The organism is Polynucleobacter sp. AP-Reno-20A-A9 (genome assembly GCF_018882085.1).
In the GTDB taxonomy this organism is placed as follows: Bacteria; Pseudomonadota; Gammaproteobacteria; order Burkholderiales; family Burkholderiaceae; genus Polynucleobacter.
Genome location: NZ_JACVPB010000001.1, coordinates 133,304 through 147,475 on the forward strand (window position 1 = coordinate 133,304; position 14,172 = coordinate 147,475).

The 14,172-nt window shown below is 46.0% G+C and carries 20 protein-coding genes and 2 pseudogenes; 19 read left to right on the top strand and 3 right to left on the bottom strand.

All coding sequences use genetic code 11. From position 1 onward, the window contains the following. Positions 1-2: 2 nt before the first annotated feature. The 10 genes and pseudogenes from mlaD to hisD all read left to right on the top strand — a co-directional run bounded on the left by mlaD (position 3) and on the right by hisD (position 7,373). Positions 3-485 (top strand): outer membrane lipid asymmetry maintenance protein MlaD, encoded by a 483-nt coding sequence (gene mlaD, locus ICN39_RS00705; RefSeq protein ID WP_215321296.1) that lies wholly within the window; start codon positions 3-5, stop codon positions 483-485. Further along, entirely contained in the window at positions 482-1,234 is a 753-nt protein-coding gene (locus tag ICN39_RS00710; RefSeq protein WP_255532231.1) for a VacJ family lipoprotein, read from the top strand. Before mlaD ends, ICN39_RS00710 begins: the two co-directional genes overlap by 4 nt. Positions 1,235-1,303: 69 nt before the next feature. Further along, entirely contained in the window at positions 1,304-1,945 is a 642-nt protein-coding gene (locus ICN39_RS00715) for a phospholipid-binding protein MlaC (protein ID WP_216232230.1), read from the top strand. A gap of 18 nt (positions 1,946-1,963) precedes the next feature. After that, complete coding sequence (locus ICN39_RS00720; protein WP_216232231.1) at positions 1,964-2,221, top strand: lipid asymmetry maintenance protein MlaB; 258 nt, start codon at positions 1,964-1,966, stop codon at positions 2,219-2,221. A 5-nt stretch (positions 2,222-2,226) separates the two neighbouring features. After that, positions 2,227-2,910, top strand: a pseudogene (locus ICN39_RS00725) (ABC transporter ATP-binding protein); the annotation flags it as partial. Positions 2,911-2,975: 65 nt separating this feature from the next. Continuing rightward, a complete protein-coding gene (locus ICN39_RS00730; protein WP_215321299.1) occupies positions 2,976-3,764 on the top strand; it encodes an ABC transporter permease in 789 nt (262 codons plus the stop codon). 33 nt (positions 3,765-3,797) lie between these two features. Further along, positions 3,798-4,046 (top strand): BolA family protein, encoded by a 249-nt coding sequence (locus ICN39_RS00735; protein WP_216232232.1) that lies wholly within the window; start codon positions 3,798-3,800, stop codon positions 4,044-4,046. Between the two features lie 56 nt (positions 4,047-4,102). Next, positions 4,103-5,377: a UDP-N-acetylglucosamine 1-carboxyvinyltransferase gene (gene murA / locus ICN39_RS00740; protein ID WP_216232233.1), complete on the top strand. Its 1,275-nt coding sequence runs from the start codon at positions 4,103-4,105 to the stop codon at positions 5,375-5,377. Between the two features lie 20 nt (positions 5,378-5,397). Next, positions 5,398-6,024, top strand: a complete 627-nt coding sequence (gene hisG / locus ICN39_RS00745; RefSeq protein ID WP_072582096.1) for an ATP phosphoribosyltransferase — start codon at positions 5,398-5,400, stop codon at positions 6,022-6,024. 26 nt (positions 6,025-6,050) lie between these two features. After that, a complete protein-coding gene (hisD, locus tag ICN39_RS00750) occupies positions 6,051-7,373 on the top strand; it encodes a histidinol dehydrogenase (protein WP_216232234.1) in 1,323 nt (440 codons plus the stop codon). A gap of 36 nt (positions 7,374-7,409) precedes the next feature. Here hisD and hisC read toward each other — a convergent pair whose 3' ends face one another. Further along, a complete protein-coding gene (gene hisC, locus ICN39_RS00755; RefSeq protein ID WP_216232235.1) occupies positions 7,410-8,477 on the bottom strand; it encodes a histidinol-phosphate transaminase in 1,068 nt (355 codons plus the stop codon). Positions 8,478-8,593: 116 nt separating this feature from the next. On the opposite strand from hisC, the gene hisB reads away from it, so the two are divergent. Genes hisB through hisF form a run of 4 tightly spaced genes read left to right on the top strand, consistent with a single transcriptional unit; the run spans position 8,594 to position 11,427 of the window. Then, the gene (gene hisB, locus ICN39_RS00760; RefSeq protein WP_072582099.1) at positions 8,594-9,181 is read left to right on the top strand and encodes an imidazoleglycerol-phosphate dehydratase HisB; all 588 of its coding nucleotides are present in this window, start codon (positions 8,594-8,596) and stop codon (positions 9,179-9,181) included. A 51-nt stretch (positions 9,182-9,232) separates the two neighbouring features. Continuing rightward, the gene (gene hisH / locus ICN39_RS00765; protein WP_216232236.1) at positions 9,233-9,889 is read left to right on the top strand and encodes an imidazole glycerol phosphate synthase subunit HisH; all 657 of its coding nucleotides are present in this window, start codon (positions 9,233-9,235) and stop codon (positions 9,887-9,889) included. Positions 9,890-9,907: 18 nt separating this feature from the next. Beyond that, positions 9,908-10,669: a 1-(5-phosphoribosyl)-5-[(5-phosphoribosylamino)methylideneamino]imidazole-4-carboxamide isomerase gene (gene hisA, locus ICN39_RS00770; RefSeq protein WP_216232237.1), complete on the top strand. Its 762-nt coding sequence runs from the start codon at positions 9,908-9,910 to the stop codon at positions 10,667-10,669. Then, positions 10,669-11,427 carry an imidazole glycerol phosphate synthase subunit HisF gene (hisF, locus tag ICN39_RS00775; RefSeq protein WP_216232238.1) on the top strand — a complete coding sequence of 253 codons (759 nt, stop codon included), beginning with the start codon at positions 10,669-10,671 and terminating at the stop codon, positions 11,425-11,427. Before hisA ends, hisF begins: the two co-directional genes overlap by 1 nt. Before the next feature lie 9 nt (positions 11,428-11,436). Here hisF and ICN39_RS00780 read toward each other — a convergent pair whose 3' ends face one another. Both ICN39_RS00780 and ICN39_RS00785 read right to left on the bottom strand, forming a co-directional pair. Then, positions 11,437-11,829, bottom strand: coding sequence for a type II toxin-antitoxin system HicB family antitoxin (locus ICN39_RS00780; protein ID WP_216232404.1), 393 nt, complete (start codon positions 11,827-11,829; stop codon positions 11,437-11,439). Further along, positions 11,829-12,022, bottom strand: a pseudogene (locus ICN39_RS00785) (type II toxin-antitoxin system HicA family toxin). Before ICN39_RS00785 ends, ICN39_RS00780 begins: the two are co-directional and overlap by 1 nt. A gap of 134 nt (positions 12,023-12,156) precedes the next feature. Here ICN39_RS00785 and hisI point away from each other — a divergent pair. Genes hisI through tatB form a run of 5 tightly spaced genes read left to right on the top strand, consistent with a single transcriptional unit; the run spans position 12,157 to position 14,148 of the window. Then, on the top strand, positions 12,157-12,552 hold the full coding sequence (gene hisI, locus ICN39_RS00790; protein ID WP_216232239.1) for a phosphoribosyl-AMP cyclohydrolase: 396 nt from the start codon (positions 12,157-12,159) through the stop codon (positions 12,550-12,552). Between the two features lie 41 nt (positions 12,553-12,593). Continuing rightward, positions 12,594-12,995, top strand: a complete 402-nt coding sequence (locus ICN39_RS00795; protein ID WP_215362482.1) for a phosphoribosyl-ATP diphosphatase — start codon at positions 12,594-12,596, stop codon at positions 12,993-12,995. 24 nt (positions 12,996-13,019) lie between these two features. Then, positions 13,020-13,376, top strand: coding sequence for a histidine triad nucleotide-binding protein (locus ICN39_RS00800; protein WP_216232240.1), 357 nt, complete (start codon positions 13,020-13,022; stop codon positions 13,374-13,376). Between the two features lie 16 nt (positions 13,377-13,392). Further along, positions 13,393-13,614 (top strand): Sec-independent protein translocase subunit TatA, encoded by a 222-nt coding sequence (gene tatA / locus ICN39_RS00805; RefSeq protein ID WP_216232241.1) that lies wholly within the window; start codon positions 13,393-13,395, stop codon positions 13,612-13,614. Positions 13,615-13,671: 57 nt separating this feature from the next. Continuing rightward, positions 13,672-14,148: a Sec-independent protein translocase protein TatB gene (tatB, locus tag ICN39_RS00810; protein WP_216232242.1), complete on the top strand. Its 477-nt coding sequence runs from the start codon at positions 13,672-13,674 to the stop codon at positions 14,146-14,148. The last annotated feature ends 24 nt before the right edge of the window (positions 14,149-14,172 follow it).

Consider the following 14,172-nt stretch of genomic DNA (forward strand, 5'->3'; position numbering starts at 1 on the left):
TTATGAGAAAAAGTGCAATTGATGTCTGGGTAGGAATCTTTGTTGCTATTGGTTTACTGGCGGCTCTATTTCTCGCGCTGAAGGTTGGCAATATGAATGCGGTGTCATTCGCGCCAACATACAAAATTTCCGCACGCTTTGACAATATCGGCGGCCTCAAGCCTCGCGCACCAGTGAAAAGTGCCGGTGTAGTGGTTGGCAGAATTGCCAATATTTCCTTCGATGACAAAACTTATCAAGCAACTGTGGTGATGACTATTGAAGACTCCTATAAGTTTCCGAAGGATTCTTCCGCAAAGATTTTGACATCCGGCTTATTGGGTGAGCAATACATTGGTCTTGAGGCAGGCGGCTCAGATGATATGTTGACCAATGGCGAAAAGATTGCGCAGACACAATCAGCCATTGTTTTGGAAAATTTGATTAGCCAGTTCCTTTACAACAAAGCAGCAGATAGCGGTCAAGAAAAGGGCGCAGCAAAATGATGTTGTTTGTGTTGCGCAAAATCAAGACAGTAATCTTGTTTAGTTTGATCGCAACCATGGTTGGCTGCGCATCCATTCCTGCTGGCGTAGAGCGCTCTCCCCAGGATCCTTGGGAGCCATTTAACCGTTCAGTATTTGAATTTAACGAAGGTCTAGATGCTTATTTGTTAAAGCCAGTGGTTGCGGGTTATCGATTTGTATTGCCTGAATTCGTGCGCGATGGAGTTTATAACTTCTTTAGTAACTATAACGACATCTACACTGCCCTATTTAACTTGTTACAAGGTAAGCCAGACTATGCCTTTAATGACTTCATGCGGGTGGTAGTCAATACCACTATGGGACTCGGTGGGCTTATCGATCTTGCAACTCCCGGTGGACTGGAAAAGCATAAGGAAGATTGGGGTCAAACATTGGGTGTTTGGGGTGTGCCCTCTGGACCTTATGTGGTCTTACCTTTCTTTGGTCCAAGTAATGTGCGCGATACCTTTGGTACGGTGGCTGACTTGGAGTCAGACTATTTATTTAGCTTCGTGAAGGACATTGGTCTGCGAAACAGTATTACTGGTTTGCGTGTAGTGAACGCACGTAATACCTATTACGAGGCCGGAGATTTATTGGATGGCGCTGCAATTGATAAGTACAGCTTTATGCGTGATGCGTATATTCAGAGGCGCGCTTATCAAATTAATGAGGGCCGAGATGATGAAGAGCCTCAGATGCCGGTTTATGAGAATCCATACCAGTAAGTAATTTAGTAATGCAGTATGAAACGACTAAAATCAGTCTTCATTTAGATATAGACAGTGGGTGGAAATATGAAAAGCTTTAAAACAATCTCCAGTTTCATTTTTACAGGCTTGATGCTTGCAGCCGGTACTGTTTTTGCACAAACCCCTGATCAATCAACGCCCCCGGATGTCTTGATAAAGATGGTGGTTACTGAGGTGATGGCAACTGTCAAGGCTGATCCGGACATTCAAAAAGGCAATATCCCTAAGATTGTTGATTTAGTTGAGAAGAAGATTGTTCCGTATACCGATATGCGTCGCACTACAGAGATGGCGATGGGCCCTAACTGGAAAAAGGCAACGCCGGAGCAACAGGCTCAACTGACTTCCGAGTTTAAGAATCTGCTCATTCGCACATACTCTGGTGCTTTGAGTCAGCTACGTGATCAAACTGTGCAATTTAAGGCTTTACGTGCCGCGCCTGATGATAGAGAAGTGGTTGTTAAAACCGTAGTGCTTGGTCGTGGTGATCCAGTGCCTTTAGATTACCGCCTTGAGAAAACAGCTAATGGTTGGAAGGTCTATGACATGAACATCATGGGCGTTTGGTTGATTGAGGCTTATCGCAATCAGTTCTCTAACCAAATTAGTCAAAACGGTGTTGAAGGCCTGGTGAAGTTTTTGCAAGACCGCAATAAACAATTAGCTACTGCTAAGCCAGCCAATTAATCGTTAAGTACAGACATCATGCCCTTTCTTTTGCCTAAAAAAGTGACGCAAGAAAATGCTTTGCAGCTGCAAAAAGAGGGCTTATTAAATAGCCCAAGTTTGCACTCGATTGATTGCTCTGAATTAAAAGACTTTGATTCGACAGTATTAACTGTTTTGTTGGCGTGGCAGAAAAAACTAGTAGCTGAGGGCCAATCTATTTCGATAGATGGCGCACCGGCTAAGCTGAAGGTGTTGGCCGGTGTTTACGGTGTTGCTACATTGCTAGGCTTGTAATGGCGATGCATTCTGCAATATCTATTCAAAATATATCCAAGCAATATGGAGCACTGCAGGCCTTAGATGATGTTTCATTGACCATTGAGCCAGGAGAATTTTTCGGTTTGTTAGGTCCAAATGGTGCCGGCAAAACTACTTTGATTTCTATCTTGGCTGGGCTGGTTAGGCCCACTCATGGTCATGCAGCCATTATGGGCGCTGATGTTCAGAAGGGGTTTCGTGAGGCACGCCGGATGCTGGGAGTGGTTCCTCAAGAGCTGGTCTTTGATCCCTTCTTTACCGTTCGTGAAACTTTGCGTTTTCAATCTGGTTATTTTGGGATTAAAAATAACGATGCGTGGATTGATGAGATTATGGCTAATCTTGATCTCACCTCCAAAGCAGATAGCAATATGCGTTCCTTGTCTGGTGGGATGAAGCGTCGAGTGCTTGTTGCTCAGGCTTTAGTTCATAGACCGCCGGTCATTATTTTGGACGAACCGACTGCTGGCGTGGATGTTGAGTTACGTCAATCCTTGTGGCAATTTATTAGTCGATTGAATCAAGATGGCCATACGATTGTTCTGACTACCCATTATCTGGAAGAGGCGGAAGCTTTGTGTCAACGCATTGCAATGCTTAAACAAGGCAGGATTGTGGCTCTAGATACCACTGCTAATTTATTAAGTCGTTACGGATCTGTCAAAAAAGATGGTGAAGGTAAAACGGACTTAGAAGAAGTCTTCGTCAACATCATGTCGGGGAGTGCGCAATGAAACATGGCCTCAATCGACCTGCCTTAGAGTACGGCAGCGGTTTTCCTACCCTATTGTTTAAGGAAGTGAAGCGCTTTTATAAAGTGGCTTTCCAGACGGTCGCTGCGCCGGTGCTTACGGCAGTGCTCTATCTCATGATTTTTGGCCATGTTCTTGAGGGCAGAGAGGTCTACGGACGTTTAAGTTATACAGCCTTTTTAATTCCTGGTCTGGTGATGATGAGTGTCTTGCAAAATGCTTTTGCAAATACCTCATCTTCTTTGATTCAATCTAAGGTCACTGGCAACTTAGTATTTGTTTTGTTGGCCCCACTAAGTCATTTTGAGTTTTACTCTGCTTATATTTTGGCCGCAGTATTTCGGGGAATTGTTGTGGGGCTTGGTGTACTGTTAATTACTATCTGGTTCGCAACGCCTACCTTGGAGTATCCATTGTGGATTTTGACGTTTGCTTTCTTGGGTGCAGCAATTTTGGGAAGTCTTGGTTTGATAGCAGGTATTTGGGCTGATAAATATGACCAGTTAGCTGCTTTTCAGAACTTCATCATCATGCCTGCAACAATGTTGTCAGGCGTTTTTTACTCCATCCACTCTTTACCGCCAGCGTGGCAAGTAGTGTCACATTTCAATCCGTTTTTTTACATGATTGATGGCTTCCGTTACGGCTTTTTTGGAGTTTCAGATAACTCCCCTTGGAGCAGCTTAGTGATTGTGTTCTGCTTTTTTGTAGTGGTGTCAGTCATTGCTTTACGCCTGTTGCAAAAGGGCTATAAGCTCCGTTATTAATTGTTGAAAACCCGAGTTTGATTAGGAAAAGAAATGCTACCCACCCCAGAACAAATTGAAGACTACATCAAGCAAGGGATAACCTGCACCCACATTCAAGTTGAGGGCGATGGCCAGCACTTTTTTGCAACCATCGTGAGCCCTGAGTTTGAAGGCAAGCGTTTGGTGCAGCGCCACCAATTGGTATATGGTGTAATGGGCGATCGTATGAAAGCAGAAGTCCACGCCTTATCAATTAAGGCATTTACACCTGAAGAATTTGCACAAAATTCAGCAGCATAAAAATTACATCATTACTCATTACAAATTAATAAATAAGTTTTTACTGGAATCGTTTCATGGATAAATTACGAATGGTTGGCGGCGCTCCTCTTAATGGAGAGGTAGTCATTGCTGGCGCTAAAAATGCCGCATTGCCAATTCTGTGTGCTTGTCTTTTGACTGATCAACCAGTTGTATTGCGCAATGTGCCTGATTTACAAGACGTGCGTACCATGCTCAAGCTTTTGCAAGAAATTGGCGTAACAGTTGATTTCCCGAGCCCTGACGATCACAGTCATATGGTGTTGAACGCAGCGGTTATTAAAAGTTCAGAAGCTACTTATGAGATGGTGAAGACCATGCGCGCTTCCATCTTGGTGCTTGGTCCACTGTTGGCCAGAATGCATAGCGCCAAGGTTTCATTGCCTGGTGGTTGCGCTATTGGTGCACGACCAGTGGATCAGCACATCAAAGGTTTGAAGGCGATGGGCGCCAGCATCAAGATTAAGAGCGGCTATATTCAAGCTGAAACTAAGCCACAGTCAGATCGCCTAAAGGGCGCCTCCATCTTGACCGACATGATTACCGTAACCGGTACTGAGAATTTATTGATGGCTGCCACTTTGGCATCTGGCACAACCATTTTAGAAAATGCTGCACGCGAGCCTGAGGTTGGTGACTTGGCTGAATTGTTGGTCAAGATGGGTGCGAAGATTTCAGGCATTGGTAGTGATCGGCTAGTAATTGAGGGGGTAGAAAAACTTCACGGTGCTGAGCATTCGGTTATCCCGGATCGCATTGAGGCGGGCACATTCTTGTGTGCGGTTGCCGCTACTGGTGGTGAGATCACCGTTAAGCATTGCCGTCCCGATACTTTAGATGCCGTAATTGTGAAGTTGAAAGAAGCGGGTCTGCAGATGGAGATTGGCCCAGACTGGATTAAGGCTTCGATGCAGGGTCGTCCTAAAGCAGTCAACTTCCGCACCTCTGAGTACCCCGCTTTCCCAACAGATATGCAGGCACAGCTGATGACAGTTAATGCAATCGCATTGGGTAATTCAACGATTACAGAAACAATTTTTGAAAACCGCTTTATGCACGTACAAGAGCTCAATCGTCTGGGGGCAGATATTGCCATTGAAGGTAATACGGCGATTGCTCAGGGAGTAGAAAAGCTCTCTGGTGCGATTGTGATGGCCACCGATTTGCGAGCCTCAGCTAGTTTGGTGATTGCTGGATTGGCTGCCCAAGGTGAAACCCAGGTCGACCGGATTTACCACTTAGATCGTGGCTATGACCGCATGGAGCAGAAGTTAACCCTCTTGGGCGCCAATATTGAGCGCGTGAAGTAAGGCTGATGGATAATTAGTCCATGAAATTGACTTTAGCCCTTTCCAAAGGGCGCATCTTCGAAGAAACCGCAGAGATCTTATCTAAGGTCGGTATTGTGCCGCTGGAAGATCCCGAGAAGTCACGAAAACTCATTATTGAGACCTCTAATCCAGATGTTCGCCTGATTATTGTTCGTGCCTCAGATGTGCCTACTTATGTGCAATTTGGCGGCGCTGATTTTGGGGTTGCTGGGTTGGATGTGTTGATGGAAAAAGGTAGCGATGGTTTGTACGTACCTTACGATTTGGATATTGCCAAGTGCCGTATGTCTGTGGCGGTCCGCGAAGGATTTGACTACGCGGCTGCAGTAAAACAAGGCTCCCGTTTAAAAGTTGCAACAAAGTACGTTAATTGCGCGCGTGAACACTTTGCCAATAAAGGTGTGCATATCGACACGATTCAACTGTACGGTTCGATGGAGCTCGCTCCCTTGGTCGGCCTGGCAGATGCGATTGTGGATTTGGTGTCTACTGGCAATACGCTCAAAGCAAACGGCTTAGTGGAAGTTGAGCCGATCGCTGATATCAGTGCGCGTCTGGTCGTCAATCAAGCTTCCTACAAGCGTAAGCGTGCTCAGTTACAGCCTATTTTTGAGTTGCTGAAGTAATGGCAGCTAGAGAAAAAGTCCAATCAATGTCTTCACAAATTAACGTTAAGCGCCTTAACAGCAGGGATACTGGTTTCAGAGAAATTCTGTTGTCGAGTTTGTCTTTGCCGACTGCTGATGATGAGGCGATAGATGCTGCAGTAGTGAAGATTTTGGCAGCAGTTAAAGACAAGGGTGATGAAGCGGTTCTGGGGTTTACAAAGCAGTTTGATCGCTTGAATGTGGCTAGCGTTTCTGATTTAGAGATTCCTCGCAAAGATTTAGAGCAGGCTTATCAATCTTTATCTGCTGAGCAAAAAAATGCCCTCGATATTGCTGCGCAAAGAGTACGCGCTTATCACGAGAAGCAAAAGATTGAAGCAGGTTGCCACTCTTGGGAGTACGAAGAGAAGGATGGAACACGTCTTGGTCAAAAAGTCACTCCACTGGATCGTGTTGGCATTTATGTGCCGGGCGGAAAAGCAGCTTATCCATCATCCGTGCTGATGAATGCCATTCCTGCAAAGGTGGCGGGCGTTGCCGAGGTGATCATGGTGGTGCCCACTCCTGATGGCGCGCGCAATCCTTTAGTTTTGGCGGCAGCGTATCTTGCTGGTGTAGATCGCGTCTTTACGATCGGTGGCGCTCAGGCAGTCGGCGCCTTGGCTTACGGTACCAAAACGATTCCATCGGTTGACAAGATTGTTGGGCCTGGTAATGCCTATGTGGCTGCAGCCAAGCGCAGAGTATTTGGCATTGTGGGCATCGATATGATTGCTGGCCCATCTGAAATTTTGGTGCTTTGTGATGGTTCAAGTAATCCGGATTGGGTTGCAATGGATCTGTTCTCTCAGGCGGAACATGATGAGCAGGCGCAATCGATCTTGCTGTGTCCGGACGCCGCATATATTGAACAAGTGCAAGCAAGCATCAATAAGCTCCTCCCAGAAATGCCAAGAGCAAAGGTGATTGAAACTTCGCTCACAAATCGCGCTTTGTTGATTCAGGTAAAAGATATGTCTGAGGCCTGTGAGATTGCTAATGCGATTGCTGCTGAGCACTTGGAGATTTGTGCTGCTGATCCACGTAAGTGGGCTGACCAAATTCGTCATGCGGGCGCCATCTTTATGGGTAACTACACCAGTGAATCATTGGGTGATTATTGCGCCGGTCCCAATCACGTTTTACCGACAGCGCGTACTGCGCGATTCTCGTCACCATTGGGTGTGTATGACTTCATCAAGCGCTCAAGCATGATTGAGGTGAGTGAGGCTGGTGCTCAAACCTTGGGTGCAGTAGCGAGCACGCTAGCTCACGGTGAGGGCTTACAAGCTCATGCACGTGCAGCTGAGATGCGCTTGAAGAGGTAAGAGCGCAATCTACCTGCGCTTGCTTCTTAAAAAAAATTAATTCAGGATTTCTTTTAAAGCCGCGACGAGTTCGCTGCTTTGTTCATCTGTGCCAATCGTAATGCGCAAGAACTCTTCTATGCGTGGTGATTTGAAATGACGCACGATGATCCCGCGATCCCGCAAGGCTTGATATAACTTAGCTCCAGCATGCTTCGGATGGCGAGTGAAAATAAAGTTTGCGGTTGAGGGTAGAGTTGCAAATCCCAATGCATCGAGTTGCTCAATCAACTTTGTGCGGGTTTGAATCACCTTAGCTGAGGTTGCTTCCAGATGCGCTTGATCCTCAATGGCTGCAATTGCACCAGCTTGAGCAAGGCGTCCCAAGGGGTAGGAGTTAAAACTGTTCTTGACTCGTTCCAAGCCCTCAATCAAGGTTGGATGACCAACCGCAAAGCCGACGCGTAGACCAGCTAGAGCACGGGATTTAGAGAGCGTGTGCACTACTAACAAATTTTCTGGACAGTTGGCACCACGCAATAGTGGGATGCAAGATTCAGTTCCGTAATCGACATAAGCCTCATCAATGACAACTACTGAATCTTTGTTGCGCAAGACTAGCGCTTCAATTTCTGAGCGGGGAATCGATCTACCAGTTGGAGCATTGGGATTGGGGAAAATAATTCCGCCGTTAGGATATTGGTAGTCAGCAGTTTTTATCTCAAAATTTTCGTCCAAAGGAACTATGTGGGACTCAATTCCAAAAAGTTTGCAGTAGACGGGATAGAAGCTGTAGGTAATGTCTGGAAAATGCACTGGCTTACTTTGCTTGAGTAAACCAGCAAAGACATGAGCCAACACTTCATCGGAGCCATTGCCGACAAAGACTTGATTCGCGTCTAAGCCATGTAATTTTGCGATGGCTTGTTTTAGGGCTGCGCCTTCCGGATCGGGATAAAGGCGTAAATCTGCAGTATTTTGACCTTCAATAGCAGCTAGCGCTTTTGGCGATGGGCCATAGGGGCTCTCATTGGTATTGAGTTTTACCAGCCGCTGCATTTGCGGTTGCTCCCCTGGAACATAGGGGGTTAGGGTTTGAACAACGGGGCTCCAAAAACGGCTCATGAGGGTTCTCAGGTCAAAAATCGGGATAAAAGTGCAGCGATATCGCTATTTAAATCTCTTCTAGGAATGATATTATGAGGCTTCAATCAACACTTCGCCTCGCGGCGCAATGAAGCATGCGGCAAGCCGACGTCACCCGAAACACTTCGGAAACCAAAATTCAGATTTCCATCAATTTAGATGGAACCGGTAAGGCTGAGCTAGCCTCCGGAGTCCCTTTTCTAGACCACATGCTTGATCAGATTGCCCGTCACGGCATGATTGACCTCAAGGTGGTTGCTAATGGCGATACCCATATTGATGACCACCACACCGTTGAAGATGTGGGAATCACTCTAGGTCAGGCCTTTGCCAAAGCGGTGGGCGATAAAGCGGGTATTACTCGTTACGGTCACTCTTATGTGCCTCTTGATGAGACTCTTTCTCGCGTAGTGATTGATTTCTCTGGTCGCCCAGGTTTGGAATTTAATGTTCCATTTACCCGCGCACGCGTAGGCGACTTTGATGTGGATCTCAGCATTGAGTTCTTCCGTGGTTTTGTGAACCATGCTGGAGTCACTTTGCACATCGATAATTTGCGCGGTATTAATGCGCATCATCAGATTGAAACTGTGTTCAAGGCATTTGGGCGCGCTTTGCGTATGGCCTTAGAGCTTGATCCACGCGCTTCAGGCGCCATCCCTTCAACTAAAGGAAGTCTGTAATCTAGACTCCCCACGGTTGCTCAGAAGACAACAGAAGACAACAGGTAAATTTTGGCGCAAACCATTGCGATCGTCGACTACGGAATGGGCAATCTCCGTTCCGTATATCAAGCATTTCATCATGTTGCACCCGATGACAATGTATTGATTGCTCATCAGCCGGAAGAGATTCATTCTGCAGATCGCGTCGTTTTGCCTGGTCAAGGCGCTATGCCAGATTGCATGAAGCATTTGGAAGAATCCGGATTGTTAGATGCCTTACTGGAGGCTTCCAAAAGTAAGCCACTTTTAGGGGTCTGCGTAGGCGAGCAAATGCTCTTTGATAGAAGTGCAGAGGTACGCGCTGCCGAGCAATGGACACCTTGTTTGGGTTTGATTCCTGGGGAAGTGCGTCGTTTTGAGCTGGCTGGTAAAAAGCAGCCAGATGGATCCTCTTATAAAGTCCCTCATATGGGCTGGAACCAAGTCCGCCAAGATCGAAAGCACCCCCTTTGGGATGGCATACCTGATCTAACGAGCTTCTATTTTGTACACAGCTACTATGTTGTGCCGCAGCGCAATGAAGATACAGTCGGTTCCACTGAATATGGTGATTGGTTTACTTCTGCGGTGGCGCGAGATAATATTTTTGCAACTCAATTTCATCCAGAAAAAAGTGCAGAATGCGGTTTAAAGCTTTATAAAAATTTTGTTTCTTGGCAACCTTAATATTCCTAACCATTCGCTATGCTGCTGATTCCCGCAATTGATCTTAAAGACGGCCACTGTGTTCGACTCGAACAAGGTGATATGGATAAAGCTACGGTATTCTCAGAAGACCCTGGCGCAATGGCGGCGCATTGGATTAGCAAAGGTGCTCGACGCTTACATTTAGTAGATCTCAACGGCGCATTTGCTGGCAAGCTCAAAAATGAGTCTGCGATTAAGTCGATCCTCAAAGCGGTTGGCAACGAAATCCCCGTGCAACTCGGTGGCGGTATTCGTGATCTTGAAACCATTGAGCGCTTATTGGATGACGGTATTAGCACTGTCATTATTGGTACGGCAGCTGTGAAGAATCCCGGCTTTGTACAAGATGCTTGCACAGCATTTCCTGGTCATGTGATGGTTGGTCTTGATGCACGCGATGGCAAGGTGGCTACTGATGGTTGGAGCAAGATTACCGGTCATGAAGTCATTGACCTCGCTAAGAAGTTTGAAGATTGGGGCGTAGAGGCCATTATCTATACCGACATTGGTCGGGATGGCATGCTTAAGGGCGTCAACATCGAAGCCACGATCAAGCTGGCTCAAGCCATTCGTATTCCGGTAATTGCCAGTGGTGGACTCTCTAGTAATCAAGATATTGAAGCGCTTTGTAAAGCTGAAGAAGAGGGTGTCATGGGAGTGATTGCGGGACGCTCAATCTACGCTGGCGACCTTGATCTTGCAGCCGCTCAAAAATATGCTGATGAGTTAACCATCAAGTACGCAAAGAAAATCATCTAGTGTTAACGAAGCGAATTATTCCTTGTTTGGATGTCACTGCAGGGCGCGTTGTTAAGGGTGTTAACTTTGTAGGCTTGCGTGATGCAGGTGATCCCGTAGAAATCGCTAAACGTTATGACACCCAAGGTGCCGACGAGCTGACATTCTTAGACATTACTGCAACATCTGATGGTCGCGATTTAATCTTGCACATCATTGAAGATGTGGCATCACAGGTTTTTATTCCCTTGACTGTTGGTGGCGGTGTTCGCGCGGTTGCTGATGTGCGGCGCTTGCTCAATGCTGGCGCCGATAAAGTGAGTATGAATTCTTCTGCGGTTGCCAATCCTGATTTAGTGTCTGATGCTGCTTCCTATTACGGCTCTCAATGCATTGTGGTGGCGATTGATGCCAAGCAAACTGAAGCGGGTAATTGGGAAGTGTTTACCCATGGCGGTAGAACTGCGACTGGAATGGATGTAGTCAAATGGGCTACTGAAGTGGCTAAACGTGGTGCAGGTGAGATTCTTTTGACTAGCATGAACCGCGATGGCAGCAAGGATGGCTTTGATTTAGCTTTAACTGCTGCAGTAAGCGACGCGGTTTCTGTTCCCGTGATTGCCTCTGGCGGCGTTGGTAATTTGCAGCATTTAGTGGATGGGATTACTAAGGGCCATGCAGATGCAGTATTGGCAGCTAGCATTTTTCATTATGGTGAATACACCGTTGGGCAGGCAAAAGAATATATGGCTGCCCAAGGAATTCCTGTTCGGATTTAGTTGTTGTTCTTAAGCGCTAATCGCCATATGCGCGATAAATGCTGAACGGTTTTCACCAGCGGATTTGGCCTTAGCATCCAATCTTGCCAGCACTCTTTTTGGTAAAGAGATATTTACTCTTTCGATGTCGTCCGATAGTAATGCCGGGTCAATCTCAGCAATTGCCCAGATATATCCTTTGAACTCTTTCTTCTTTTGAAGATCGGTAATAGAGCTGGGCCTTGGGATATCTTCGCCCGCGTCTAATGCAGCCTCAATCCAAAGCTCAATCGCTTCTTTGGCATTCTCAATAGCCTCATCAATTCCACTGTCAGCGGCAGAAAAGCAGCCTTGCATATCGGGAACAATCACACCCCAAGCTAACTTATCTCCACCCGGTTCAATAGCAATTGGATATTTCATCATTCATCCTTCTTTTTAATTCCTGCTTGTTTCAGTAGCTTTTGAACCAATCCAATTCCTAGATCTTTTTTGGGGTGAGGAACCGTAATGTGCCCAGCTTTACGCGGATGGTTAAAACATGATGAGAGCCTTTTGAGCCCCGCAAAACCCAGCCATCTTTTTCTAATGCCTTGATTAGTTCTTTGCTATTCATCCTTGAATTATAAATTCTATACACACCATACACACAAATTAGGATAGTGTCCATGATGTGGGTTGGGTCATTACCTCAATCGTGCGCAATCGCTTATTTACTTGGCCCCTAACAATTCTGTCAAAATTGGATAAATGTCAGATACGAATAAAAACTCACAAGACCAGGCCTTATTAGAAGCGGTGACTTGGAATGACCAAGGATTGGTTCCAGTAATCGCCCAAGAAGTTGGCAGCAAGGATATCTTGATGATGGCCTGGATGAATCGCGACGCATTATTGGAAACCTTACGTTTAGGTGAAGCAGTCTATTGGACTCGTTCCAGACAAAAACTGTGGCACAAAGGTGAAGAATCTGGGCACACCCAGAAAGTAAAAGAAATTCGCTTGGATTGTGATGGCGATACGATTTTGCTTTTGGTGGAGCAAAAAGATGGCATTGCTTGCCATACTGGTGAGCATAGCTGCTTCTTTATGCGTTTGGACTCTACAAAGACTGCTTGGGTAGATGAGTCAGTTTCTAAAAAATAGAGAACCTAAAGTTTTTTGCTTAAAAGACATAAAATAACCTGATGACTAGTTCTGCAAATAAACCTTCTAATCTCGATTCTGCATTCGCCCATTTGGCGGATGTGGTGGATCAACGTCGTGATGCATTTAAGGCGGGCCAAGCAGATCCCAAAACTTCATATACCGCTTTGCTCTTTTCAAAGGGTGATGACGGGATCTTGAAAAAGATTGGTGAAGAAGCGACTGAAGCTGTGATGGCGGCAAAAGATGCGCGCAACTCGAACTTGGCGGCTGATCAGCAAAAGCTCTTAGTGGGCGAAATGGCTGATTTGTGGTTTCACTGCTTGATTGCTTTGTCTCAATTTAACCTGCGCCCGGAAGATGTGATTGCCGAACTTGATCGTCGTCTGGGAACATCCGGCATCGAAGAGAAGGCTGCGAGAAAAGCGGCTGGTAAAGAGTAAGTACGGATAAATACGAGAAAAAGTATGTCACACGATCCTAATTGCCTGTTTTGTAAGATTTCTCAAGGTTTGATTCCCTCCCAGAAGGTCTATGAGGATGAAGAAATCTATGCTTTTAAAGATATCAACCCAGCAGCGCCAATCCATTTTTTGATGATTCCTAAAAAGCATATCCCTATGCTGGAGTCAGCAGAAAGCATAGATGCGCCTTTGCTGGGTAGAATGATGGAATTAGCACCGCGTCTTGCCAAAGAGCAGGGCTGTCGTCCCGGTAAGGATGGTGGCTTTAGGTTAATGGTTAACAATGGTGCGGATGGTGGGCAGGAGGTTTATCACTTGCACTTACATGTGATGGGCGGTCCCCGCCCCTGGAAAAAATAATCCAAGGAGATTAAAAATGGGTTCATTTAGCATTTGGCATTGGTTGATTGTTTTGGTTATCGTGATGTTGGTATTCGGTACCAAAAAATTGCGCAATATCGGTCAAGATTTGGGCGGCGCTGTAAAAGGCTTTAAAGATGGCATGAAAACTGCTGAAGAGCCTAAAGAGCAAATTCAACAAAGTTCTGCAGCAGCAGACAAGACTGTTGATGTTCACGCTAAAGACGTCAACAAATAACCAACTAATAACTGAAGCGCAATTGAAACTCATGCTGTATTTAAATAACTGCGTTAAATGATTGATCTCGGAGTTTCAAAACTTGCGCTGATTGCTGTAGTTGCTCTGGTGGTGGTAGGACCAGAGCGCCTGCCTAAAGTAGCTCGCATGGCCGGTAATTTGTTTGGACGTGCTCAGCGCTATATGGCTGATGTCAAGTCTGAAGTGAGTCGTCAAATGGAAGTGGAAGAATTTAAAAAGTTTCGAGAAGAAACTGCTGCCACTCTCAAAGAGGTTGAAAACAGTATTGGCTCAACAGTTCAAGAGGCTAGCGCTAACTTAAGCGATCAAGCGGATATTTTTGAAACGAGCTTTGATAAGCCGCTATTAGATGAAAAAGAAGTACTGCGCAAAACCAAGCGCCAAGGCCGTAATAGCTGGGGTGTGCGCCGTGCTGCAAGGCCCCTTTGGTTCAAGCGTTCCGCAGGCATTCGTACTCGGGTGCAATCTGGCGCTGCCAGAATGAAGCGCTTTCATCACAGTGCCGGCAAATAAAAATAATTGTAAAAAGTAAAAGAA